This window comes from Zoogloea sp., assembly GCF_041914405.1.
Taxonomy (GTDB): domain Bacteria; phylum Pseudomonadota; class Gammaproteobacteria; order Burkholderiales; family Rhodocyclaceae; genus Zoogloea.
Genome location: NZ_JAYSDK010000049.1, coordinates 1 through 23,763 on the forward strand (window position 1 = coordinate 1; position 23,763 = coordinate 23,763).

Consider the following 23,763-nt stretch of genomic DNA (forward strand, 5'->3'; position numbering starts at 1 on the left):
GCCCCCGCCCCCCCGGCCGGGCCGTGGGGGGCTCCCCTGCCGGCCCCCGGGCCGGGCCGAGGGCCGGCGGCCCCCCCCCCCCCCCCCCCCCACAGGAATGGGCCGCGCGTTTGGGCGAATGAATTCGCCCCCACAGTAGGGGGAGACCACCGCTCAATCAAAATACCTATATGGAATTTTCCGCCCCCCGGCTACACTCCGCACCATGAATGCAAACATCATCCATCACGGGGCGGTGGACGGGGTGACGGGGTCGTGTCACCAGTTCTTCATCGATGACATCAACAGCCTGCTGATCGACTGCGGCTTGTTCCAGGGCGCGGAGACGGCGCCGGACGGGGTGTCGGCGCAGGACCGCATGGAGATCGGCTTTGCGCTCGATGCGGTGCGGGCGCTGGTGGTGACCCATGTGCATATCGACCACGTGGGGCGGATTCCGTGGTTGCTGGCGGCGGGCTTCAAGGGGCTGATCCTGTGCAGCGAGCCGTCGGCCAAGCTGTTGCCGGTGGTGCTGGCGGATGCCTTCGCCTTCGGGGTGAGCCGCGATGCGCGGCTGGTGGAGCGTTACCTGGAGATGGTCGAAGCGCGCATCCGGCCGCTCAAGTGGAATACCTGGTATCGGGTTTTCGACGGTAACGGCGGTAAGGGGGCGGGCTGCCGGATCCGCCTGCAGCGGGCTGGGCACATCCTGGGCTCGGCCTATGTGGAGGTGGACGTCACGCGGGCCGGCGGGGAGCAGCTACGGGTGGTGTTCTCCGGCGATCTGGGGGCCCCCTTCACGCCGCTGCTGCCGGCGCCGCGCTCGCCCGAGGCGGCGGACGTGGTGGTGCTGGAGAGCACCTACGGCGACAAGATCCACGAGAACCGCCATAGCCGCCGGCGCCAGCTGCAGGCGGTGGTGGAAAAGGCGCTCGGCAACGGCGGCACGGTGATCGTGCCGGCCTTCAGCATCGGCCGCACCCAGGAGCTGCTCTACGAGTTCGAGGACATCCTTTACCAGCAGCGGCGTGATCCGGGGCCCCATGCCGAGAGTTGGGCGTCGCTGCCGTTCTACCTGGATTCGCCGCTGGCGGGGCGTTTCACCCGCCTATATGGCGAGCTGCAGCCCTTCTGGGACGAAGAGGGCCTGGCCCGCGTGAAGGCCGGCCGCAAGCCGCTGGCTTTCGAGCAGCTGCAGGGTATCGAGGACCACGCCGAGCACGAGGCGACGGTGCGCCGCCTGGCCCGCAGCGGCGAGCCGGCGGTGGTGATCGCCGCCAGCGGTATGTGCGCCGGTGGGCGGGTGATGAACTACCTCAAGGCCATGCTCCACGACCCGCGCCACGACGTGCTCTTCGTCGGCTACCAGGCCCGCGGCACCCCCGGCCACGCGATCCAGACCTACGGCCCGGGCGGCGGCTACGTGGACATCGACGACGAACGCATCGACATTCGCGCCGGCATCCATTCCCTGTCCGGCTACTCCGCCCACGCCGACCAAAACGACCTGATCCGCTTCATCACCCGCATGCCGGTCCTCCCCGCCGAAGTCCGCCTCATCCACGGCGAATCCCCCGCCCGCCAAGCCCTCGCCCAACGCCTCACCCACGAAACCGCCGGCCGGGTAAAGGTGGTGAATGGCTCGTAGGGGCGAATTCATTCGCCCATGGCGCGTATGCCACCGACTGCGGGCGAATAAATTCGCCCCTACGGAAACCTGCGGTCCACAAACACAAACGCCTCTCCACTGGGTAATCCCCCATGACCCACGATGCTCTGCGCCGTGGCCGGGTTTCCTTGCCGGGCCAGGTTTATGCGATCACCACTGTGACGGACGGGCGTTGTCCGTGTTTCCATGACTTTGGCCTGGCACGGGTGGTGGTCGCAGAGATGCGACGCATGCACGACGAGGGCTGGGTGGATTCGATGGCCTGGGTGCTGATGCCCGACCATCTGCACTGGTTGTTTCAGCTGCAGGAACTGCGGCCGCTCGGCGAGGTGGTCAAGGCCTTCAAGGCCCGCAGCGCCCTCGCCGTCAACCGCCGCCTCGGCCGCCAGGGCGCGGTGTGGCAGAAAGCCTTTCACGACCGCGCGATCCGCCGCGAGGAAGACCTCGCCAGCATCGCCCGCTACATCGTCGCCAATCCCCTCCGGGCCCAGCTCGTTCCTCGCGTCAGCGACTATCCTCACTGGGATGCCGTCTGGCTGTAGGGCCTCCCGTGGGGCGAATTCATTCGCCCTCTGCCGGTGGAGCAGCCTCCGCGGGTGAGTAAATTCGCCCCAACAGGGACCCGGACAATCCCCGCAGGGGCGGCCACGGGGGCCGTTAGGGCTTGGTTGTTATCCCCATTGCTTGATGCTGACCGGGCGAGGCGTGTCGGAGACGACCAGGGTGGCGGCGTGGCGGGGGGAGAGGGTGAGGGGCGTGGGGTGCCAGGTTTGTGGGTGGCCGTGGTCGTCTGGGAGCACACGAGACCGGGTGTCGTCGGGGTGGCCGTCGAGCGGGGGCGGGGCTTGCATCACGATGCCGGTGCCACGGGCTTTGGCGAAAGCTTCGACGCGCGTCCACCAGGCGTAGAAGCTGTGCTCTCGCCGGGCGGGTGGATCTTGCAGAAAAGCGGCGTAGGCCGCCGGGGAGAGGTGGGGCTGGAGGATTGCCGGGTCGATGGCGTCGTGGAGCCGGCGTTCCACATCAATGCCAACCCGCCCGCTGCGGGTGATGGCGATGACGGCCAGGCCGTCGCTGTGGGAGGTGTTGAAATCCAGCTCGACGCCGGCCAGGAAAGGACGCTCGAAGGGATTGTGGGTGAAGGGCAGGGCGTTTGGCGGAAGCCCGGTGTGCTGCGCCAGGATTTCGCGCAGGGCGGCGCGGCGCAGGATGAAGCGCCGACGGTCGGTCTCTCGCATAAAACGCTGCGCCCGTGCCTGTTCCCCCGCATCGAGCAGGGACCAGGCACGGGCGCAGTCTTGGGTGGGGCTGTCGAGATCCAGCACCCACAGGGTGACGGCTGGATCCACGGGGGTCAGACGACGGCTTCCTGCTTTTCCTTCTTGGGCTGCATGAACTGCTCGCGGGATACGCCGAGCCACATGACCAGCGGGCTGGCGACCAGCACCGAGGAGTAGATGCCGAAGCAGATGCCGATGGTCAGCGCGAGGGAGAAGTAGAACAGGGTCTCGCCGCCGAAGACCAGCATCGACAGCACCATGATCTGCGTGGAGCCGTGGGTGATGATGGTCCGGCTGATGGTGCTGGTGATGGCGTGGTCGAGCACCTGCGGGGTGGTGAGGCCGCGCTTCTTCTTGAAGGTTTCGCGCACCCGGTCGAAGACCACCACCGATTCGTTCACCGAGTAGCCGAGCACCGCGAGGGTGGCGGCCAGCACCGGCAGCGAGAATTCCCACTGGAACAGCGCGAAGAAGCCCAGGATGATGATCACGTCGTGCAGGTTGGCGATGATCGCGGACACGGCGAAGCGCCATTCGAAGCGCATCGCCAGGTACACCACGATGCCGCCGATCACCAGCAGCAGCGCCATGGCGCCGTCGGAGGCGAGTTCCTTGCCGACCTGCGGGCCGACGAACTCGACGCGGCGCAGTTCAGGCTTGGGCCCTTCGATGGCGCCGAGGCTGGCGATGACCTTCTCGCTGACCTTGCCGGTTTCCACGCCGTCCCGGTTGGGCAGGCGGATCAGTACGTCGCGGGCGCTGCCGAAGTTTTGCACCTGGGCGTCCTGGTAGCCTTCCTTGGCGAGGGCGTCACGCAGCTTTTCGAGGGCCGGCGGTTCGCTGTAGCTGACTTCCATCAGCGTGCCGCCGGTGAATTCGACGCTGAAATGCAGGCCCTTGGTGGCCAGGAAGAACACCGCCAGCAGGAAGGTGACCAACGAAATCACGTTGAACACCAGCGCGTGCTTCATGAAGGGGATGTCTTTGTGGATCCGGAAGAATTCCATTTTTTGTGCCTCGAGTAGGGGCGACTGAATCCGCCCGCCTCAAATTGCGTGGGGGCGAATTTATTCGCCCGCCTCACGTTGATACGCTGTTAGGGCGAATGAATTCGCCCCTACAGGGACCATAGCTACAGGGGCGCGTTTTGCCCCCACGGTCGCCAGATACCGATCAGACGCCCGGCTTCCAGACTTGGCCGATGGCCAGTTTCTCGAGCTTGCGCTTCTTGCCGTAGATCAGGTTCACCAGGCCACGGGAGACCAGGATGGCGCTGAACATGGAGGTCAGGATGCCCAGGCAGTGCACCACCGCGAAGCCGCGCACCGGGCCGGAGCCGAAGACGAGCAGGGCGATGCCGGCGATCAGGGTGGTGACGTTGGAGTCGAGAATGGTGTCGAAGGCGCGGTCGTAGCCGGCGTGGATGGCCGCCTGCGGGCTGGAGCCGTTGCGCAGTTCCTCGCGGATGCGCTCGTTGATCAGCACGTTGGCGTCGATCGCCATACCCAGCGTGAGGGCGATGGCGGCAATGCCGGGCAGGGTCAGCGTGGCTTGCAGCAGGGACAGCAGGGCCACCAGCAGCAGCAGGTTGGAGGCCAGTGCGATCACCGACACGAAACCGAACAGCATGTAGTAGAGGCACATGAAGACGGCGATGGCGATGAAGCCCCACAGGGTGGAGTGGAAGCCCTTGCTGATGTTGTCGGCGCCGAGGCTCGGGCCAATGGTGCGTTCCTCGATGATCTCCATCGGGGCGGCCAGGGAGCCGGCGCGCAGCAGCAGCGCGGTGTCGGTGGCTTCTTCGGAACTCATGCGGCCAGAGATCTGCACGCGGCCGCCGCCGATTTCGCCACGGATGACCGGGGCGGTGACGACTTCGCCCTTGCCCTTTTCAATGAGCAGGATGGCCATGCGCTTGTTGACGTTCTCGCGGGTCACGTCCTTGAAGATGCGTGCGCCGGCGGCGTCCAGCGTGAGGTGCACGGCGGGCTCATGGGTCTGGCCGTCGAAGCCGGGCTGGGCGTCGGTGAGGCGTTCGCCGGTCAGTACGACCTGCTTCTTGACCAGCAGCGGACGGCCGCCGCGCTCGTTGTAGAGCTCGGTGCCGGGCGGCACGCTGCCGGTCATGGCGGCTTCGAGGGCGCCCGGGGTGTCGTCCACCATGCGGATCTCGAGGGTGGCGGTGCGGCCGAGGATGTCCTTGGCCTTGGCCACGTCCTGCACGCCGGGCAGCTGGACCACGATGCGGTCGAGGCCTTGCTGCTGGATCACCGGCTCGGCCACGCCGAGTTCGTTGATCCGGTTGTGCAGGGTGCTGATGTTTTGCTTGATCGCGAATTCCTGGATGGTTTTCTGGGCCAGCGGGGTGAGGCTGGCGGTCAGCTTGAAGTCGGCGCCGTCCTGGCCTTCGACCAGTTGCAGGTCGTTGGTGTTGGCGGTGATCACGGCCTTGGCGCGGGCCTGGTTTTCGGTGTCGCGGAAACGCACGACGACGGTCTGGCCTTCGCGGCTGATGCCGATGTGGCGGACGTTCTTGTCGCGCAGCAGGGTGCGCAGGTCACCGGTGGTGGCGTCGAGGCGCTTGGTGACAGCCCCCTTCATGTCTACCTGCAGCAGGAAGTGCACACCGCCACGCAGGTCGAGGCCCAGGTACATGGGCAGCGCATGGATGCTGGTGAGCCACTGCGGGCTGGCCGACAGGAGGTTGAGGGCGACCACGTAGGACGGGTCGCTGGCATCCGGGTTGAAGGCTTTCTCGACGACGTCCTTGGCTTTCAGCTGGGTGTCGGTGTCGTGGAAGCGGATACGCACGCTGTTGAGGTCGGCAAACAGGCCGTCGTGCTGAAGTCCGGACGCTGCGAGGCTTTCTTCCACCCGCTTGAGGGTGGCGCTGGTGTCCAGCTTGAGGGTGGCCTTGCCGCTGGATACCTGTACGGCGGGAACCTCGCCGTAGAAATTCGGCAGGGTGTAGATCAGACCCCACAGCAGGACGATGCCGATGAGGAGGTTTTTCCAGAGGGGGTAGCGGTTCATGGTCAGGCGGAAAGGGTGGGTGACAGGCGCAACGAAGCGTCCGGGCGGCCGGGGCAGGGCACCGGCCGCCAGCCGGATCAGATCGACTTCAGGGTGCCCTTCGGCAGCACGGCGCTGATGGCGCCCTTTTGCACGACGATCTGGGTGTTGGCAGCCACCTCGACGGTGACGTAAGCGTCGCTGAGCGCGACGACCTTGCCGACGATGCCGCCCTGGGTCAGGACTTCGTCGTTCTTCTGCAGACCTTCGAGCAGGGCCTTATGTTCCTTGGCACGCTTCATTTGCGGGCGGATCATCAGGAACCACAGTACCGCAAACATGAAAATCAGCGGCAGGACGCCGGTGATGCTGGACAGCGGGTCTTGTCCAGCGGCCGGGGCGGCCTGGGCAAAGGCGTTGGAAATCAGCACATTAAACTCCGGTGGGCAGATGCAAAGCGTCGGATTATAGCAGCAGCCCGCAGCAGGCTTTCGACCGGCCACGCCCGGCGGGGGAGAACGGGGGGGGGCGGTTCATGGGCGAATGAATTCGCCCCCACGGGGGTGTTCGTGGCTGGGGGGCTTGTGCGGGCGAATTCATTTGCCCGTCAGTCCCGGGAAACCACGAAAAAAAGCGGCGTCTGCCTTGCGACAGACGCCGTCAATCTCCACGAGGGAGAGGAGGGAGAAAAACCCGGTTGGCACGGCCTCTTCGGGGCCGTTTGGCAGCGCTCAGGCTGCTTTGCGCATCTCGTCGCAAAATCTCTGCCAGTTGGCGGACATTGCAGTAAACATTTGTTCGGCAGCCAGCAGGGGCAACAGGCCCATGCGGTGCTGGGTGCGCATGAAGGTTTCCATGTGCGGGGTGCAGAGGGTGTTCTGCTCTTCCTTCAGCAGTTCGAGGAAGCGGCCCTCGGCGGCGCCCCAGAATTCGGATGTGCCGACCCAGCCGGTATCGGCGGTGGCTTCGCGCAGCGCCTTGCGCCACAATACTTCTGCTCTTTCGACGGACACGCCGGCCTTGCGGGCGTGCCAAGGTAAGGTTTTAGGTGTCTTCATTTGCTGTTACTCCGGTATGGGGAGCATCAAACAGCGTGGGGCTACTTCTAACAGCCGCTCGGTGGCGACTTTGTGATGCGCTGCAATACGATGTTTGTTAGCGCATTTCCCTTGTTGTGCGTAGCTTTGTTAGCCCTCAGTACGATCTGTTTGCTGCATTGCACAACTCAAGTTTAGGTGCTTGTGGCTTCGACTGCAAGATGTGACGGTTTTTTTCATTTGCAAGCAGGGATTCCGTCACGAAATTCCCCGGGCCTCGGTTGAGTTCCGGGCGGGCGGTAGAATGGCGGCCTTCGCCGCATTTCGTACTGCTCCATGTCCCAGCTGCTCGACAATCTCAATCCAGAACAACTCGCCGCTGTCACCCTCGAGCCCCAGCATGCGCTGATCCTCGCCGGCGCCGGCTCGGGCAAGACGCGGGTGCTCATCACGCGCATCGCCTGGCTGCTGCAGAACGGCTACTGCAGTCCCCAGGGCATCCTGGCCGTGACCTTCACCAACAAGGCCGCCAAGGAGATGCTGACCCGCCTGTCGGCAATGTTCCCGGTCAATACCCGCGGGATGTGGATCGGCACCTTCCACGGCTTGTGCAACCGCTTCCTGCGCGCCCATTACCGCGATGCAGGCCTGCCGCAGTTGTTCCAGATCCTCGATTCCGGCGACCAGCTGGCGGCAATCAAGCGCCTGCTCAAGGCCCTCAACGTGGACGACGAGAAGTTTCCGCCCAAGGAGCTGCAGCACTTCATCAACGGCCAGAAGGAGGCGGGTGTCCGCCCCGCGGCGGTGGAGGCCTGGGACGACTACACCCGACGCCGGGTCGAGCTTTACATGGAGTATGAAGCACAGTGCCAGCGCGAGGGAGTTGTGGATTTCCCCGAGTTGTTGCTGCGCAGCTACGAATTACTGGAACGCAACGAGCCGATCCGCCGCCACTATCAGGGGCGTTTCCGGCACATCCTGGTGGATGAGTTCCAGGACACCAACGTGCTGCAGTACCGCTGGTTGAGCCTGCTCGCCGACGGTGGCCGGGAGGGGGGCGCCAGCCTGTTCTGCGTGGGCGACGACGACCAGTCGATCTACCGCTTCCGCGGTGCGGAGGTCGGCAACATGCGCGACTTCGAAAAGGACTTCAAGGTCGGCAGCGTGATCCGCCTGGAACAGAACTACCGTTCCCACGGAAATATCCTCGATGCGGCCAACGCGCTGATCGCCAACAACAGCAAGCGCCTCGGCAAGCAGCTATGGACCGACCGCGGCGCCGGCGAGCCGATCCGCGTCTACGAGGCGTTTACCGATACCGACGAGGCACGCTGGGTCGTCGAGGAGATCCAGTCCCTGGTGCGGGATGGCATGAGCCGTGCCGACATTGCGCTGCTGTACCGCTCCAATGCCCAGTCGCGGGTGCTGGAGCACCAGTTGTTCTCCAGTGGGATTCCTTACCGCGTGTATGGCGGGCTGCGCTTCTTCGAGCGCCAGGAGGTGAAGCATGCCTTGGCCTATCTGCGTTTGATCGCCAATCCGGATGACGACACCGCCTTCACCCGGGTCGTCAATTTCCCGACCCGCGGTATCGGCGCCCGCTCGCTGGAGGTGCTCGGCGATGCGGCGCGTACCTGGAACACCCCGCTGTACCAGACGGTGCCGCACCTCAGCGGCAAGCCGGGGGCTGCGCTGGCTCAGTTCGTGGCGCTGATCGAGCGTCTGCGCCAGGAGACGGCCAGCCTGCGCCTGCACGAGATGGTCGATCACGTGATCGAGCTGTCTGGCCTGCGTGCCCATTACAAGGCCGAGAAGGAAGGCCAGGAGCGCCTGGAGAACCTGGACGAACTGATCAACGCGGCAGCCAATTTCAGCGCCGAACTGGGCACCGGCGAGGTGCCGGGAGAACACGGCTCGACGCTGGCCGAGTTCCTCGCCCATGCCTCGCTGGAGGCCGGCGACCACCAGGCCGACGTGGGTACCGAGGCGGTGCAGCTGATGACCGTCCATGCGGCGAAGGGGCTGGAGTTCGACGTGGTCTTCCTGTCCGGCCTGGAGGAAGGTTTGTTTCCCCACGAGAACAGCGCCCTTGAACTGGACGGGCTGGAGGAGGAGCGGCGCCTGATGTACGTGGCGGTGACGCGGGCCCGCCAGCGCCTGTACGTGAGCTTCACCCAGAGCCGCATGCTGCATGGTCAGGTCCGTTACAACCTGCGTTCACGCTTCCTCGAGGAGATCCCTGAGGGCTTGCTGAAGTGGCTGACGCCGCCGAATCCGCGGCGCAGCTTTGTGTCCGAGCCGTCCACCCGTTACTACAACCCTGGCGCTGCTAAGCCTGCCGCTCCGAGCATGCCGCCGCCGCCGCAGAAGTCCCGCGATCTGGGCGGACTCGCTATCGGCCAGAGCGTGCGTCATGCGCGCTTCGGCGATGGTGTCATCGTGGCTGCCGAAGGGAGTGGCAATGACGCCCGCGTGCAGGTGAAGTTTGCCGAGGCCGGCAGCAAGTGGTTGATGCTGGCAGTGGCAAAGTTGATACCCGTGTAACGGCTTTTGATGACAATATGGTTCGCGTGAATTCATTGGGAGGCGGCGAATTGGAGTTGGAACTGGATAGCAAGTCCCTGATCGAGGTGCGTCTCGAGGCGTCTGCCGGGTCCGCAGCCGCGTTGGCGATCCGCCAGGACGCCGGGTTGTGGGTGGGAGAATGGGGCGGCGGGCGGCTGCAGGTCCGGCGTCCGGCGGTTGTGGCGGAGCGGGATGGCCTCGTCTGCATCGTGCGTGGCAGTCCGCGCAGCGCGGAGGGGGGCGACACCCGTCCGGTGGAGTTCTGGCTGGACTTGTTCGCCCGGCGCGGGGCTGCCTTCATCGGCGAGATCAGCGGGCGTTTTGCCATCGCCTTCGTCGACACGCGCCGCAATGCGGTCACCCTGTTCAATGACCGCTTCGATACCGAGCCCTGGTGCTATGCGCAGGAAGGCGGGGCTCTCGCCCTGTCGGACCGGGCCAACGGTGTGCCGGTGCGCCAGCGTTCGGTGAGTGCCCAGGCCGTCTTCAACTACCTCTATTTCCACGTCATCCCGTCACCGAACACCATCTTCAAGGAGGTGGCGCGGCTGCTGCCGGCATCGCGGCTGGAATGGCAAGGCGGTGCGCTGCAGCTGACCCGTTACTGGACGCCGCGCTTCGACGAGCGGGGCAGCATGAGCCTTGAGCAGGCCAAGACCCGCTTCCTCGACATCGTGCGGACCTCGGTGGAGCAGGAATACGCGGGTGAGGGTACCGGCGCCTTCCTGTCCGGCGGGACCGACAGTTCAACGGTGTCCGGCATGCTCTGCCAGGTCAGCGGCAAGCCGGCGAAGACCTATTCGATCGGCTTCGATGCCCAGGGCTACGACGAGATGGAGTACGCGCGCATTGCGGCGCGGCATTTCAAGACCGACCACCACGAGTATTACGTCACCCCGGACGACCTGATCGACGGCATTCCGAAGGTGGCCCGCTCCTACGACCAGCCGTTCGGCAACTCCTCCGCGGTGCCGGCGTGGATCTGCGCCAGCCGGGCTCGGGAAGACGGCATCACCAAGCTGCTGGCCGGTGACGGTGGCGACGAGCTGTTCGGCGGCAACGCCCGCTACGCGATGCAGCGCATCTTCAGCTGGTACAACACGATTCCGTCCCTGCTGCGTTCGGCGGTCGTCGAACCGCTCTCCACGCTGCCTGGGATGAAGCGCATCCCGCTCGTCCGCAAGGGTGTGAGCTACGTGGAGCAGGCCTCGATTCCGATGCCTGATCGCCTGGAGATCTACAACCTGCTGATCCGCCTTGGCATGGACAAGGTCTTCACGCCGGGCTTCCTCAAGGCGATCGACGTCCATGGTCCCGGGCAATTGCAGCGTGCCACCTGGGCGGAGGTCGGGGAGGCCAGCCTGGTGAACCACATGCTGGCTTTCGACTGGAAATATACGTTGGCTGACAACGACCTGCCCAAGGTGGTCGGTACGACCCGCCTGGCGGGGCTCGACGTCGGCTTCCCGCTGCTGAGCTATGAACTGCTCGATTTTTCCCTGGGTCTGCCGACCGAGTGGAAGCTCAAGGGGCTCAAGCTGCGCTGGATGTTCAAGGAGGCCCTGCGCGGCTTCCTGCCCGACGAGATCATCACCAAGAAGAAGCATGGCTTTGGCCTGCCCTTCGGTGTGTGGGCCATCAAGCATCCGGGCTTGCGTCAGCTCGCCACCGATGCGCTGGCGTCCTTTGCGACCCGGGGCGTGATGCCGGAAGGCTTCCTGCGGGAGGTGCTCGACAAGCGCCTGCCCGAGCATCCCGGCTACTACGGGGAAATGGTGTGGATCGTCCTGGCGCTCGAGCACTGGCTGCAGGCCCACGCTCCTGACTGGCGCTTCGAGGGCGCCTGATTCCTTGTTGGTGGCAACCGGCTGAAGCGGCCGGTTGCCACCGGACCCCGCGCGGGGCCCGGGCTGGCGTCAGGCGTTGCGCAGCTCCGCGTGGAGGGCGGCGAACTCCTGGGCCAGCTTGTGCTTCGGATCCAGGTGGATCATCGGCTTGGCTTGTTCGTGGCTCTCGCGGATCTTGATCGAGCTGGACAGGTAAGTCTTGAAGATCGGTAGGCCTTCGTCGATGAGTTCTTGAACCAGCTTCTGCGGCAGGCTGGCGCGGGGCTGGAACTGATTGACTACAATGCCTTCCACTTCGAGGCCGCGGTTGTGGTCGGCCCGGATCTCCTGCACGTTCTCCAGCAGCGCGTAGAGCGCCCGGCGGGAGAAGTCGTCGCAGTCGAAGGGGATCAGGCACAGCTGGGTGGCGATCAGCGCGGAGCGGGTGTAGAAGTTGAGTGCCGGCGGGGTGTCGATGAACACCGCGTCGAAGTCGTCGGCCAGCTCGTCGAGGGCGTCGCGCAGCTTGAAGATCTTGTAGCGGGATTCGAGCTTGCTCTGCAGCTCTTCCAGCATCGGGTGGGACGGCAGGATGGACAGCTTGTCGAAGGGCGTCGGGTGGACGAACTCGGCCGTCTTCTTGGGGCTGAACTTGAAGGACAGGGTCTGTTCGAACAGGCCGGCGAGGGTGTCGTCCACGTTGTCGGCGGCATCGCCGAGCAGATAGTGGGTGGAGTTGCCCTGCGGGTCCAGATCCACCACCAGCGTGCGCAAACCCTGCTGGGCGCTGATCGCCGCCAGGTTGCAGGTGATGGTGGATTTGCCTACGCCACCCTTCTGATTGAACACCACGCGTCGCATCTTCGTTCCTCTGTTTGTCTGTCCGTGCATTTTCAAGCGGGAGCGATTGTGCCACGCAATCGGGGTGAGTCCGTATTTACCGAAGGTGCGTAATCGCGCTTGCTCGGTTAAACTGCCGGCAAACAAGACGTAGCGGGTATTGCCACCTCCCGGCATGCCAGCTCCAGTCGGGCGTTCGGCGATCCCGGTGTCCGACTGTCATATATAAGACTCATGCCCGATCCGGGCATCCACATATTTCAGACTTCCGGCACATATCGCGCCCTCTGCCGTCGTCGCCGACTGGTCGTCGGCTGCGGAGACGGACGCGATATACCCGTTTTGAGAGAAGAGAGAACATGGATAAGGATTTCATTGCCGCCGCCCTCGAATACCACCGCGCCCCGACCCGCGGCAAGATCGCGGTGGTGCCGACCAAGGGCCTGACCAACCAGCGCGACCTGGCGCTGGCCTACTCGCCCGGCGTGGCGGCAGCCTGCGACGCGATCGTGGCCGACCCGGCCGACGCGCAGGAATACACTTCCCGCGGCAACCTGGTGGCGGTGATCACCAACGGTACCGCGGTGCTGGGCCTCGGCAACATCGGCCCGCTGGCCGCCAAGCCGGTGATGGAAGGCAAGGGCTGCCTGTTCAAGAAGTTCGCCAACATCGACGTGTTCGACATCGAGCTGGCCGAGAACGACCCGGACAAGCTGATCGACATGATCGCGGCCCTCGAGCCGACCCTCGGTGGTGTGAACCTGGAAGACATCAAGGCGCCTGAGTGCTTCTACATCGAGCAGAAGTTGCGCGAGCGGATGAACATTCCGGTCTTCCACGACGACCAGCACGGTACCGCGATCATTTCCGCCTCGGCAATGCTCAATGGCCTGAAGGTGGTCGGCAAGAAGATCGACGAGGTCAAGGTCGTGGTGTCGGGCGCCGGTGCGGCGGCCATCGCCTGCCTGGAGCTGTGGTGCAGCCTCGGCATCAAGCGTGAAAACGTCTTCGTATGCGACTCGAAGGGCGTGATCTACGTCGGCCGCGACGAGAAGATGGAGCCGACCAAGGCTCGTTTCGCCCAGAACACCGAGTACCGCACGCTGGCTGACGCGATGGTCGGCGCCGATATCTTCCTGGGCCTGTCCACCGCCGGCGTGCTCAAGCAGGATATGGTCAAGACCATGGCTGACAAGCCGCTGATCTTCGCGCTGGCCAACCCGACTCCGGAAATCCTGCCGGAGCTGGCCAAGGAAGTCCGTCCCGACGCGATCATCGCCACCGGCCGTTCGGACTACCCGAACCAGGTCAATAACGTGCTGTGCTTCCCCTTCATCTTCCGGGGCGCGCTGGATGCCGGCGCCACCAAGATCAATGAAGAGATGAAGCTGGCCTGCGTGAAGGCCATTGCCGAGCTGGCCGAGGCCGAGCAATCCGATGTGGTGGCCCAGGCCTACGGCGGCGCTGACCTCAACTTTGGTCCGAACTACCTGATTCCGAAGCCCTTCGATCCGCGCCTGATCGTCAAGATCGCGCCGGCGGTGGCCCAGGCCGCCATCGATTCCGGCGTGGCGACCCGCCAGATCGACATGGACGCCTACGTCCAGAGCCTCAACGAGTTCGTGTACCAGTCCGGCATCATCATGAAGCCGGTGTTCACCACCGCCAAGGCGATCCCCGCCGACAAGAAGCGCGTGCTCTACGCGGAAGGCGAGAGCGAGCGCGTGCTGCGCGCAGTGCGTGCGGTTGTCGATGAACACCTGGCCCGTCCGATCCTGATCGGCCGTCCGGCGGTCATCGACATGCGCATCGAGAAGTTCGGCCTCAACCTGAAGGCCGGCCGTGACTTCGACGTGGTGAACGTCGAGTCCGATCCGCGCTACCGCGAGCTGTGGCAAGAGTACTACCGCCTGATGGGCCGCGACGGCGTGACGCCGGACTCCGCCCGCGAAGCCCTGCGCAGCGACTCCACGCTGATCGGTTGCATGCTGCTGCGCCGTGGCGATGCCGATGCGCTGGTGTGTGGCACCACCGGTTCCTACGACCACCACTACCGCCACGTGGAGAGCCTGATCGGCCTGAAGCCGGGCGCCAAGCTGTTCGCTGCGATGAACATGCTGCTGCTGCCCAAGCGCATCCTGGCGATTGCCGACACCTACGTGAACGAGCTGCCGAGCGCCGAGGACATTTCCGAGATCTCCCTGATGGCGGCCGAGGAAATGAAGCGTTTCGGCATCGAGCCGAAGGTGGCCCTGCTGTCCCACTCCAACTTCGGCAGCGCCCGCAGCACCTCGTCCCTCAAGATGCGCGCGGCCCGCGACATCCTGCGGGAGAAGGCGCCGGAGCTGCAGTGCGACGGCGAAATGCATGGCGATTCTGCGCTGTCCGCGGAGATCCGTGACCGCCTGCACCCTGACTCCACCCTCACCGGTGAAGCCAACCTGCTGGTGATGCCCAATCTGGACGCCGCCAACATCGCCTTCAACCTGCTGAAGGTGGCCCATGGCGAGGGTGTGTCGGTTGGGCCGATCCTCCTTGGTGCGGCCCGTGCGGTACACATCCTGACGCCGTCGGCGTCCGTGCGCCGTCTGGTCAACATGACGGCCCTGGCCGTCGTGGATGCCCTCGAGCAGCGCGAGGAAAAGTCGGTCTAGTTCAACGCCTGCCAGGGGGCGCGTGTTTCGCGTCCCCGGAACGCCCGCTTGGGCGAATGAATTCGCCCCTACAGTGGTTCGTCCCGTAGGGGCGAATTCATTCGTCCTCCGGGATCACGATGCTTATGCGCCTCCGGTACAATTCAGTTACAACTGATACCTGTGCGAGGTGCAGCATGTCCCATCTGATCCGTTTCGAGCGTACCGGCGGCCCCGAGGTCCTGCAGTGGGTCGAGGTCGACGTGCCGCGACCTGCGGCGGGTGAGGTTCAGGTCCGCCATCATGCGGTCGGCCTCAATTACATCGATACCTATCACCGCTCCGGCCTTTACCCGCTGCCATTGCCTTCCGGTCTCGGCCAGGAGGCGGCCGGCGTCGTCGAAGCGGTCGGGGAGGGCGTCACCGAGTTTCTGCCGGGTGACCGGGTGGCTTACGCGGGTGGTCCGCTTGGCGCCTACGCGGAGCTGCGCAACATCGCCGCCCAGCAGCTGGTGAAGTTGCCCGACAGCCTGTCCTTCGAGCAGGGGGCGGCGATGATGATGCAGGGGCTTACCGCCCAGTATCTGCTGCGTCGCACCTACCGGGTCCAGCCTGGCGACACCATCCTGATCCATGCCGCGGCAGGCGGCGTGGGCCTGATCGTCTGCCAGTGGGCCAAGGCCCTCGGCGCGACGGTGATCGGCACTGTCAGCTCGGATGAAAAGGCGGCGCTGGCCCGCCTGCATGGTTGCGACCACGCGATCATATCCACCCGTGAAAAGGTCTCCGAGCGGGTGCGGGCGCTGACTGGCGGGGCCGGGGTCAATGTGGTGTACGACTCCATCGGCAAGGATACCTTCCTCGACTCACTGGCCTGTCTGCGGCCGCTTGGCATGATGGTGAGCTTCGGCAACGCCTCCGGTCCGGTCGAGGCCTTCGATCTTGGCCTGCTGGCCAGGATGGGATCCCTGTTCCTGACCCGTCCGACCCTGTTCACCTACACCGCCCGCCGGGAAGACCTGCTGGCGATGGCCGACGAGCTGTTCGGCGTCGTGGCCTCCGGCCAGGTCCGCATAACCATCAACCAGCGTTATCCGTTGCAGGACGCCGTCACGGCCCACCGTGATCTGGAGGCGCGGCGGACGACGGGTTCCACCGTTCTGATTCCGTGAAAATGACCGTTTCCTTCCTCCGTGCCGGGCTTGTCGTGTTGACTCTGGGTGCCTGTGTTCCAGCGGCCGTCGCGGCGCCGGCCGTCTTGCTGACCCCGGTGCAGATGGCTTTCATGCAGGCAGAAACCCGCCGTATCGATGAAACCTTCATCCAGAAGCTGATGACGGTTTCGGGCGCCACACGGGAGCAGGTGCTGCGTGCGATCCCCGCCAAGGGGCGGCTGACCGAGCGCATGGCGCGCATTTACAGCTCTCTCGAGAGTGACCTGAAGGTCCAGCTGACGCCGGAGCAGAAGGCCCTGATGTTTGCCGCTGACGAAGAGCGCAAGCAAGCCCTCAAAGACCTGCCGGCCCAGGCTGCGACCAAGTAGCCGAGGCAGATTCCGTAAAGGGGATGTGCCGGGGGCGGCACTTTCTCCTTCGGGAAAGGCGAGCATGGTGGGCGGGCGAATGAATTCGCCCCTACAGAATCCGGCCTGTCTAGAGGTGTGTGGCCCACCGTAGGGACGAATTCATTCGCCCTGGCTCCGCCTCAAAACAGCTCCATGCTGCCGCTGGGTTGCTCGCGGGCGCTGATCTGTCCGTTGGCCAGCAGGGTCTCATAGCAGGCGATCTGGTTGCGCCCGTTGCCCTTGGCGAAGTAGAGCGCTTCGTCCGCCCGTCCGACGATTTCCGGGATGGTGTCCTGGTGGCGGATGTGGGTGTAGCCCATGCTGATGGTGACCTGGCCGACCTGCGGGAAGGTGTACTGCTCGACCGTCTCGCGTAGCCGCTCCAGTGCCTGGGCGACTTCGTCCGCGGTGCTGGCCCGCAGCACGACTACGAACTCCTCGCCGCCAAAGCGGAACAACCGGTCCTGGTGGCGGAAACTGTCGCGCATCAGGCGGGCCAGCAGCAGCAGAACCTCGTCGCCGTAAAGATGGCCGAATTGGTCATTGACTCGCTTGAAGTGGTCCACATCCAGGACGGCCAGCCAGTGGATGCCATCGTCCTGCTGGCGGCGGCGCAGGGGGCTGTCGTCGTCCTCCGCGCCGCGCTGGACGGCCAGCGCATTGAGGATCTTGCCGAGGTTCTCGTCGAAGGTCTTGCGGTTCAGCAGCCCGGTGAGCGTGTCCCGCTCGCTGTAATCCAGCAGGCTCATGTAGTTGCGGTAGAGCCCGAGAAAGCCCTCTGCGGTGCCCAGGTTTTCTTCGCTGAGCTGGGCGCTGCAGACGACCTCGAGCACACCCAGTACCCGGTGTTCGGCAAGGACCGGGAAGCAGTGCAGGTACTGGCCTGTATCCGCCAGATGGCGGAGCACGATGTGCCGCTGCCCGACACACGCGGCCATCTCCGGCCGCTGCGCCACCGGCACGGTGTCGGCGCTGTCGTCGAGTTCCTCTTGCAGGTAGCGCACGCCTTCCGGGCCCACATGCACCACTTGGCTCAGGAAGCAGTCGTTTCCCTGTTCGATCACTTTGTAGAGATTGACCTCGAGGGCCTTGACCAGCTCGAACAAGGCCGACGCCACCCCCAGCTCCAGCAGCGTGCGGTCGCGGTGTTGGGTGATCGATTCGACGTGTTTCAGAACGTGGATCATGGGTGTTCCGGTCAGACAGCTTGACCCGGGATATTAGCGCAGCGTGCAGGCTTGGGTGAGGGTACTGGCGTCTGAGCGAGGAATCTGTCGCGAACGCCCGGTGATGCCCTGGGCCAGCGGGCCCGGCGGTCGGCGTGCGTATAATCGGCGGCATCGTCCTGCCGAACCCTGCCGCGTCTTGAATTACGACACCTTCATCAACCTGCTGTTCGTGCGGGTGCCCCGGGCCGACGTGACCATTGCCCTGGTGGCGCTGAACATTCTGGTTTTCATCGGACTGGCGGCTTTGTCCCTGAGTCCGTTGCAGATTCCTTCCGAGCTGCTGATCCGCGCCGGCGGCAATTTTGCGCTGCGCGTGCAGGACGGTGAGATCTGGCGCCTGCTGACGGCGCTGTTCCTGCACGGCGGGCTGCTCCATGTGGCGCTGAATATGTTTGCCCTCTACCAGGCCGGGCAGGTGGTGGAGCGCCTGTTTGGGCGATTGGGTTTCGTTGTGGTGTATCTGGGGGCGGGCCTGCTCGGCAATCTCGCCAGCCTGTGGTGGCGACAGGGGCCCGTGAGTATTGGTGCGTCCGGCGCCATTTTCGGAGTGTACGGGGCGTTGCTGGCCTACCTGACGATACAGCGCGGTTCCGTACCGGTGGAGGTGTTCCGAGAGATGCGTTCCGGCACCCTTGGCTTCCTCGGCTATTCCCTGTTCGCCGGTTTTGCCATCGCCGGCATCGACAATGCGGCCCACCTGGGCGGGCTGTTTGGCGGCCTCATCCTCGGCGCTGCGCTGGCCGAGCCGGTGCAGGCCTCGCGGCCGGTTCGCTGGCTGGCCCTGCGCACGCTGGCGGGCTTGCTGGCCGCGGGGGTGGTCGGGGGCGCCCTGTGGCGCGCGACCCCGGATGCGGCCCATGAGCTCGAGGTGGATACGTTGTACCAGCAGACGGTCCAGCGCTTTGCGTTGGAGGACCAGGAGCTGCAGCGGGAGCAGGGCTTGCTGATGGAGGCCGTGCGGACCCGTCGGACCTCCGAGGCGATGGCCCTCGATAACCTCGAACGGGATCTGCTCCCCCGCTGGGACCGGCAGGTGGTGCAGTTGTCGTGGCGCATTGCGCCGCCCCAGCGGGAGTGGCAGCGGCGGGAGCTGATCCGGTACGCCACGGCCCGGCGCGATGCGCTGAAGGCTTTGCTCGAAGGCTTGCAGACCCGCGACGCCGAGGCGATCGAGCGTTCGCGCGCTTTGCAGCAGGAGGCGGAGTCCATCCTGGTGCAGATGCGTCTGCGCAAGTCGGTGGAGGAGCCGGAGCGGTGAATCCGGACGGAGGCCCAGGAACATGGATCTGCTCGAGAACCTGCTGCTGATCGGTTTGCTGGTGGCGATCAGCGCCTTCTTCGCTGTCTCCGAGATCTCGATCGCGGCCTCGCGTCCGGTGCGGCTGTCGGTGCTGGCCGAAGAGGGGCACGCCGCCGCAGCCCGGGTGCTGGCCCTGCAGGCCCAGCCGGGACCCTTCTTCACGTTGGTGCAGATTGGCCTCAACGCGGTGGCGATCATGGGCGGCATCGTCGGCGAAGGGGTTTTCTCCCCGTGGCTGACGACGGTGCTGGCGCCATTTTTGTCGGGGGAGTATCTGGAGACGGTGGCGTTCGCCCTGTCCTTCACCGGGGTGACGTCCCTGTTCATCCTGTTCGCCGACCTGATGCCCAAGCGCCTCGGCATGGCTTCGCCGGAGCGGCTGGCGATGGCGGTGTCGGGGCCGATGAGCCTGCTGATCCGCTGGTTGCGGCCGTTGCTGTGGTTTTACAACTCGGCGGCGGACCTGCTGTTCCGCTTGCTGGGCGTGCCGACGACGCGCAACGAGACGGTGACGCCGGATGAGATCATCGCGGTGGTGCAGGCGGGAGCCGACGCCGGTGTGCTGGCCGAGCAGGAGCATGCGCTGATCGAGAACGTCTTCGGCCTGGACGCCCGTAGCGCGCCGTCGGCGATGACGACCCGCGACAGCGTGGTCTTCTTCACCTTGCAGGAGAGCGAGGAGAGCATCCGCCAGAAGATCACCAGCCGGCCCTTCAACCGCTTTCCCGTGTGCGACGGCGACATCGATCACGTGGTCGGCTACGTGGATGCCAAGGACCTGCTCAACCGCGTGCTGGCGGGGCAGTCCTTGTCGATGAAGGCCGACGCGCCGATCAACCCGCTGCTGGCGCTGCCGGACACGCTGACGCTGGCCGAGGTGCTGGAGCGCCTGCGCGAGGCCCGCGAGGACTTCGCGGTGGTTATCAACGAGTACGCACTGGTGGTCGGCGTGATCACCCTCAACGACATCATCCGCGCGCTGGTCGGCGATGACGTGGACCAGGTGCAGGAGGAGCAGATCCTGCGTCGGGACGAGAATTCCTGGTTGGTGGATGGCGCCACCGCCGCCAGTGATGTGATGCGCGTGCTCGACATCGACGATGAGGACGGCAGCGAGCACTACGAGACCATTGCCGGCTTCATGATGTACCACCTGCGCAAGATCCCGCGCCGTACCGACCGGGTGGACTTCGCGGGCTATCGCTTCGAGGTGCTCGACGTGGACAATCACCGCATCGACCAGCTGCTGGTCAGCCGTCTGGGGGCCGACGGAGAAATCTCAGCCAAGGGGTGAACCCGGTTCCCCGGGGCGGGTAAAATCCCGGGATGCCTGAGACTCACTCCCCCCGCTTCATCCATCTGCGCCTCCATACCGAGTATTCGATCTCTGACGGGATCGTGCAGGTGGACCACGCCATCGCCCGCGCCGTTGCCGACGGCATGCCGGCGCTGGGCATTTCCGACCTCGCCAACCTGTTTGGCATGGTCAAGTTCTACAAGGGCGCCCGCGGCAAGGGCATCAAGCCGGTGTGCGGCATGGACGCCTGGATCACCAATGACGCCGACCGGGACAAGCCCAGCCGCGTGCTGCTGATCTGCAAGAATCGCAAGGGCTACGGCCAACTGTGCGAGCTGCTGACCCAGGCCTACATGGAGAACAAGTACCGCGGGCGGGCCGAGATCCGCCGCGAATGGCTGACCGCCGAAAGTGCCAGCGACCTGCTGTGCCTGTCCGGCGCCAAGGATGGCGACATCGGCCACGCGCTGGCCAATGGCAACGCACGCCTCGCCGAGCAACTGGCCGCCGACTGGGCGCGCCGCTTTCCGGACGGCTTCTACATCGAGATCCAGCGTGCCGGGCATCCGGGCACCGAGACCTATATCCGTGAGGCCCTGCAGATCGCCTCGAGCCTCGATCTGCCGGTGGTCGCTACACATCCGATCCAGTTCACCAAGCCCGAGGACTTCAAAGCCCACGAGGCGCGGGTGTGCATCGCCCAGGGTAATGTGCTGGCCGACAAGCGGCGTCCGCGGGACTTCACCGAGCAGCAGTACTTCAAGACCCAGGCTGAGATGTGCGAGCTCTTCGCCGACATCCCCGAGGCCCTCGAGAACAGTATCGAGATCGCCCGGCGCTGCTCCCTGACGATCCAGCTCGGCAAGAACTTCCTGCCTCAGTTCCCGACCCCGGAAGGGATGACCCTCGACGACTACCTCATCGCCGAGGCCAAGGCGGGCCTGGAGGTGCGCCTGAGCGAGCTGTACCCGGACGAGGCTGTCCGCGAATCCCAGCGCCAGCGCTACGAGGAGCGCCTGAAGTTCGAGACGGACACCATCGTGCAGATGGGCTTCCCGGGCTACTTCCTGATCGTGGCGGACTTCATCAACTGGGCCAAGCAGAACGGCGTGCCGGTCGGCCCCGGGCGGGGTTCCGGTGCGGGTTCTCTGGTCGCCTACAGCCTGCGCATTACCGACCTGGACCCACTGGAGTACGCGCTCCTGTTCGAGCGCTTCCTGAACCCGGAACGGGTGTCGATGCCCGACTTCGACATCGACTTCTGCCAGGACAACCGCTACCGCGTCATCGAATACGTGCGCGAACGCTACGGCAAGGACGCGGTGAGCCAGATCGCCACCTTCGGCACGATGGCCTCCAAGGCCGTGGTGCGCGACGTGGGCCGCGTGCTCGACCTGCCTTACGGCCTGTGCGACCGCCTGTCCAAGCTGATCCCGGTGGTACAGAACAAGCCCCTGTCGCTGGCCGACGCCCGCGAGCAGGAGCCGCAGATCAACGAGCTGATGGCCGACGGCAACGACGGCGAGTCGATCCAGGAGCTGTGGAGCCTCGCCGAGCCGCTCGAAGGCCTGACCCGCGGCGTCGGCATGCACGCCGGCGGCGTGCTGATCGCCCCGGGCAAGCTGACCGACTTCTGCCCGCTGTACATCGCCGACGGCGAGGACGCCACGCCGGTGTCCCAGTTCGACAAGGATGACGTGGAAGGCGTCGGCCTCGTGAAGTTCGACTTCCTCGGCCTGCGCAACCTCACCATCATCGAGCTGGCGCTGGACTACGTGGCGCGCCTGACCGGCAAGCGGGTCGACCTGATGAGCCTGGGCTTCGAAGACCAGGCCGCCTACCAGATCCTCCGAGACGCCAACACCACCGCGATCTTCCAGGTGGAATCGGACGGGATGAAGAAGCTGCTCAAGAAGCTGGCACCCGACCGTTTCGAAGACATCATCGCCGTGCTGGCCCTCTACCGTCCGGGCCCGCTGGGCTCGGGGATGGTGGACGACTTCATCCTGCGTAAAAAGGGCCAGCAGGAGATCGACTACTTCCACCCGGACCTGAAAGCCTGCCTGGAACCCACCTACGGGGTGATCGTGTACCAGGAACAGGTGATGCAGATCTCCCAGATCATCGGTGGCTACACCCTCGGCGGCGCCGACATGCTGCGCCGGGCGATGGGCAAGAAGAAGCCGGAGGAGATGGCCAAGCACCGGGAGACGATTGCCGCTGGTGCCAAGAAGCTGGGCTACGACCCGGCACTGGCCGAGCAGCTCTTCGACTTGATGACCAAGTTCGCCGAGTACGGCTTCAACAAGTCGCACACGGCAGCCTACGCGGTGGTCACCTACCACACCGCCTGGCTCAAGGCTTACCACTGCGCGGCCTTCATGGCGGCCACCATGTCGGCGGACTTGGATAACACCGACACGATCAAGATCTTCTACGAAGACACGATCGCCAACCACATCACCGTGCTGCCGCCGGACGTCAATGCGTCCGACTACCGCTTCGTGCCTACCGACTCCAAGACCATCCGTTATGGCCTGGGGGCGGTGAAGGGCGTCGGTGAGCCGGCGGTGCGGGCGATCCTGGCCGCCCGCGAGTCCGGCGGCCCGTTCAAGGATTTGTTCGACTTCGCCTGCCGTGTGGACAAGCGCATGGCCAACCGACGCGTCATCGAGGCGCTGATCCGCGCCGGTGCCTTCGACACCATTGCACCGACCCAGCCGGTGGATCGTCACACGCTGCTGGCCAGCGTCGGCATCGCCATGGAGGCGGCCGAGCAGATCGCCGCCAACGCACTGCAGAGTGGCCTGTTCGATGTGCCCGGCGAGGCCGCCGCACCGATGGTGGACTACGTCAAGGTGCGGCCGTGGGGCGAACGGGAAAAGCTGAAGGAAGAGAAGCTGGCGATCGGCTTCTTCCTGTCCGGCCATCCCTTCAACGCCTTCAGGGAAGAAGTGCGGCGCTTCGTGCGGCGCCCGCTGTCCCAGGTCGAGCCGAGCAAAGAGCTGATCACGATGGCCGGCGTGGTGATGGAGGTGCGCGCCAAGATGACGGCCCGCGGCAAGATCGCCTTCGTGCTGCTCGACGACGGCACCACGCCGCGGGAGGTGTCGGTGTTCTCCGAGGTCTTCGACAACAACCGCCACCGCATCGTTGTGGATGAAGTGCTGGTGGTCGAGGCCAAGGTCAGCAACGACGACTTCTCCGGCGGCCTGCGCATTGTCGCCGACAAGCTGCTGACCCTCGGTGAGGCGCGTGGCCGTTTTGCCAAGGCGCTGCAGCTCCGGCTCAACGGCGAGGTCGGCGAAGCAGGCGGGGCTGTGGCCGCTGCCGAACGCCTGGCCAGCCTGCTGCAGCCGTTCCGCGAAGGGGAATGCCCGATCCGCGTGCGCTACCGCAATGCCAACGCCGAGGGCGACGTGCCCTTCGGGCCGAACTGGCGGGTGCGGCCGGACGACAGCCTGCTCGAAAGCCTGCGCGACTGGTTGCCGCCGGAAGCTGTCGAAGTGCTGTACAGCTGAGGCCGCTTCAC

At 65.2% G+C, this 23,763-nt stretch carries 17 protein-coding genes; 10 read left to right on the forward strand and 7 right to left on the reverse strand.

Annotated features, from left to right (window positions below; genetic code table 11):
• The first annotated feature begins 205 nt into the window (after positions 1 to 205).
• Positions 206 to 1,627: an MBL fold metallo-hydrolase RNA specificity domain-containing protein gene (locus ACE3RX_RS21315; protein WP_374486982.1), complete on the forward strand. Its 1,422-nt coding sequence runs from the start codon at positions 206 to 208 to the stop codon at positions 1,625 to 1,627.
• A 113-nt stretch (positions 1,628 to 1,740) separates the two neighbouring features.
• Complete coding sequence (locus ACE3RX_RS21320; RefSeq protein ID WP_374486983.1) at positions 1,741 to 2,190, forward strand: transposase; 450 nt, start codon at positions 1,741 to 1,743, stop codon at positions 2,188 to 2,190.
• A gap of 129 nt (positions 2,191 to 2,319) precedes the next feature.
• Here ACE3RX_RS21320 and ACE3RX_RS21325 read toward each other — a convergent pair whose 3' ends face one another.
• The 5 genes from ACE3RX_RS21325 to ACE3RX_RS21345 form a co-directional block, all read right to left on the reverse strand.
• Positions 2,320 to 2,997 carry a 4'-phosphopantetheinyl transferase superfamily protein gene (locus tag ACE3RX_RS21325; RefSeq protein WP_374486984.1) on the reverse strand — a complete coding sequence of 226 codons (678 nt, stop codon included), beginning with the start codon at positions 2,995 to 2,997 and terminating at the stop codon, positions 2,320 to 2,322.
• A gap of 5 nt (positions 2,998 to 3,002) precedes the next feature.
• Positions 3,003 to 3,935 carry a protein translocase subunit SecF gene (secF, locus tag ACE3RX_RS21330; RefSeq protein ID WP_374486985.1) on the reverse strand — a complete coding sequence of 311 codons (933 nt, stop codon included), beginning with the start codon at positions 3,933 to 3,935 and terminating at the stop codon, positions 3,003 to 3,005.
• 166 nt (positions 3,936 to 4,101) lie between these two features.
• Positions 4,102 to 5,961: a protein translocase subunit SecD gene (gene secD, locus ACE3RX_RS21335; RefSeq protein ID WP_374486986.1), complete on the reverse strand. Its 1,860-nt coding sequence runs from the start codon at positions 5,959 to 5,961 to the stop codon at positions 4,102 to 4,104.
• 77 nt (positions 5,962 to 6,038) lie between these two features.
• Positions 6,039 to 6,371, reverse strand: a complete 333-nt coding sequence (yajC, locus tag ACE3RX_RS21340; protein ID WP_374486987.1) for a preprotein translocase subunit YajC — start codon at positions 6,369 to 6,371, stop codon at positions 6,039 to 6,041.
• Positions 6,372 to 6,671: 300 nt separating this feature from the next.
• Positions 6,672 to 6,998 (reverse strand): hypothetical protein, encoded by a 327-nt coding sequence (locus ACE3RX_RS21345; RefSeq protein ID WP_374486988.1) that lies wholly within the window; start codon positions 6,996 to 6,998, stop codon positions 6,672 to 6,674.
• A gap of 315 nt (positions 6,999 to 7,313) precedes the next feature.
• Here ACE3RX_RS21345 and ACE3RX_RS21350 point away from each other — a divergent pair, with 315 nt between their 5' ends.
• Both ACE3RX_RS21350 and ACE3RX_RS21355 read left to right on the forward strand, forming a co-directional pair.
• Complete coding sequence (locus ACE3RX_RS21350) at positions 7,314 to 9,521, forward strand: UvrD-helicase domain-containing protein (protein ID WP_374486989.1); 2,208 nt, start codon at positions 7,314 to 7,316, stop codon at positions 9,519 to 9,521.
• Positions 9,522 to 9,577: 56 nt separating this feature from the next.
• Positions 9,578 to 11,389 (forward strand): asparagine synthetase B, encoded by a 1,812-nt coding sequence (locus tag ACE3RX_RS21355; RefSeq protein ID WP_374486990.1) that lies wholly within the window; start codon positions 9,578 to 9,580, stop codon positions 11,387 to 11,389.
• A 69-nt stretch (positions 11,390 to 11,458) separates the two neighbouring features.
• On the opposite strand, the gene ACE3RX_RS21360 is transcribed toward ACE3RX_RS21355, so the two are convergent.
• Positions 11,459 to 12,229 (reverse strand): ParA family protein, encoded by a 771-nt coding sequence (locus ACE3RX_RS21360; RefSeq protein ID WP_374486991.1) that lies wholly within the window; start codon positions 12,227 to 12,229, stop codon positions 11,459 to 11,461.
• A gap of 338 nt (positions 12,230 to 12,567) precedes the next feature.
• On the opposite strand from ACE3RX_RS21360, the gene ACE3RX_RS21365 reads away from it, so the two are divergent.
• The 3 genes from ACE3RX_RS21365 (at position 12,568) to ACE3RX_RS21375 (ending at position 16,384) form a co-directional block, all read left to right on the forward strand.
• A complete protein-coding gene (locus ACE3RX_RS21365; RefSeq protein WP_374486992.1) occupies positions 12,568 to 14,862 on the forward strand; it encodes an NADP-dependent malic enzyme in 2,295 nt (764 codons plus the stop codon).
• 176 nt (positions 14,863 to 15,038) lie between these two features.
• Positions 15,039 to 16,013, forward strand: coding sequence for a quinone oxidoreductase (locus tag ACE3RX_RS21370; RefSeq protein WP_374486993.1), 975 nt, complete (start codon positions 15,039 to 15,041; stop codon positions 16,011 to 16,013).
• A gap of 2 nt (positions 16,014 to 16,015) precedes the next feature.
• Positions 16,016 to 16,384, forward strand: coding sequence for a hypothetical protein (locus ACE3RX_RS21375; protein WP_374486994.1), 369 nt, complete (start codon positions 16,016 to 16,018; stop codon positions 16,382 to 16,384).
• Between the two features lie 161 nt (positions 16,385 to 16,545).
• On the opposite strand, the gene ACE3RX_RS21380 is transcribed toward ACE3RX_RS21375, so the two are convergent.
• Entirely contained in the window at positions 16,546 to 17,592 is a 1,047-nt protein-coding gene (locus ACE3RX_RS21380) for a GGDEF domain-containing protein (protein WP_374486995.1), read from the reverse strand.
• 178 nt (positions 17,593 to 17,770) lie between these two features.
• Between ACE3RX_RS21380 and ACE3RX_RS21385 the strand changes: the two genes are divergently transcribed.
• Genes ACE3RX_RS21385 through dnaE form a run of 3 tightly spaced genes read left to right on the forward strand, consistent with a single transcriptional unit; the run spans position 17,771 to position 23,752 of the window.
• Positions 17,771 to 18,892: a rhomboid family intramembrane serine protease gene (locus tag ACE3RX_RS21385; protein WP_374486996.1), complete on the forward strand. Its 1,122-nt coding sequence runs from the start codon at positions 17,771 to 17,773 to the stop codon at positions 18,890 to 18,892.
• A 22-nt stretch (positions 18,893 to 18,914) separates the two neighbouring features.
• Positions 18,915 to 20,228 carry a hemolysin family protein gene (locus tag ACE3RX_RS21390; protein ID WP_374486997.1) on the forward strand — a complete coding sequence of 438 codons (1,314 nt, stop codon included), beginning with the start codon at positions 18,915 to 18,917 and terminating at the stop codon, positions 20,226 to 20,228.
• A gap of 32 nt (positions 20,229 to 20,260) precedes the next feature.
• Complete coding sequence (dnaE, locus tag ACE3RX_RS21395; protein WP_374486998.1) at positions 20,261 to 23,752, forward strand: DNA polymerase III subunit alpha; 3,492 nt, start codon at positions 20,261 to 20,263, stop codon at positions 23,750 to 23,752.
• Positions 23,753 to 23,763 lie beyond the last annotated feature (11 nt).

Bases quoted from the DNA above. Each gene is read 5' to 3' on its own strand.
- ACE3RX_RS21315 (WP_374486982.1), top strand. From the start codon at position 206: ATGAATGCAAACATCATCCATCACGGGGCGGTGGACGGGGTGACGGGG.
- ACE3RX_RS21320 (WP_374486983.1), top strand. From the start codon at position 1,741: ATGACCCACGATGCTCTGCGCCGTGGCCGGGTTTCCTTGCCGGGCCAG.
- secF (WP_374486985.1), bottom strand. From the start codon at position 3,935: ATGGAATTCTTCCGGATCCACAAAGACATCCCCTTCATGAAGCACGCG.
- secD (WP_374486986.1), bottom strand. From the start codon at position 5,961: ATGAACCGCTACCCCCTCTGGAAAAACCTCCTCATCGGCATCGTCCTG.
- ACE3RX_RS21345 (WP_374486988.1), bottom strand. From the start codon at position 6,998: ATGAAGACACCTAAAACCTTACCTTGGCACGCCCGCAAGGCCGGCGTG.
- ACE3RX_RS21350 (WP_374486989.1), top strand. From the start codon at position 7,314: ATGTCCCAGCTGCTCGACAATCTCAATCCAGAACAACTCGCCGCTGTC.
- ACE3RX_RS21360 (WP_374486991.1), bottom strand. From the start codon at position 12,229: ATGCGACGCGTGGTGTTCAATCAGAAGGGTGGCGTAGGCAAATCCACC.
- ACE3RX_RS21365 (WP_374486992.1), top strand. From the start codon at position 12,568: ATGGATAAGGATTTCATTGCCGCCGCCCTCGAATACCACCGCGCCCCG.
- ACE3RX_RS21370 (WP_374486993.1), top strand. From the start codon at position 15,039: ATGTCCCATCTGATCCGTTTCGAGCGTACCGGCGGCCCCGAGGTCCTG.
- ACE3RX_RS21375 (WP_374486994.1), top strand. From the start codon at position 16,016: ATGACCGTTTCCTTCCTCCGTGCCGGGCTTGTCGTGTTGACTCTGGGT.
- ACE3RX_RS21380 (WP_374486995.1), bottom strand. From the start codon at position 17,592: ATGATCCACGTTCTGAAACACGTCGAATCGATCACCCAACACCGCGAC.
- ACE3RX_RS21390 (WP_374486997.1), top strand. From the start codon at position 18,915: ATGGATCTGCTCGAGAACCTGCTGCTGATCGGTTTGCTGGTGGCGATC.
- dnaE (WP_374486998.1), top strand. From the start codon at position 20,261: ATGCCTGAGACTCACTCCCCCCGCTTCATCCATCTGCGCCTCCATACC.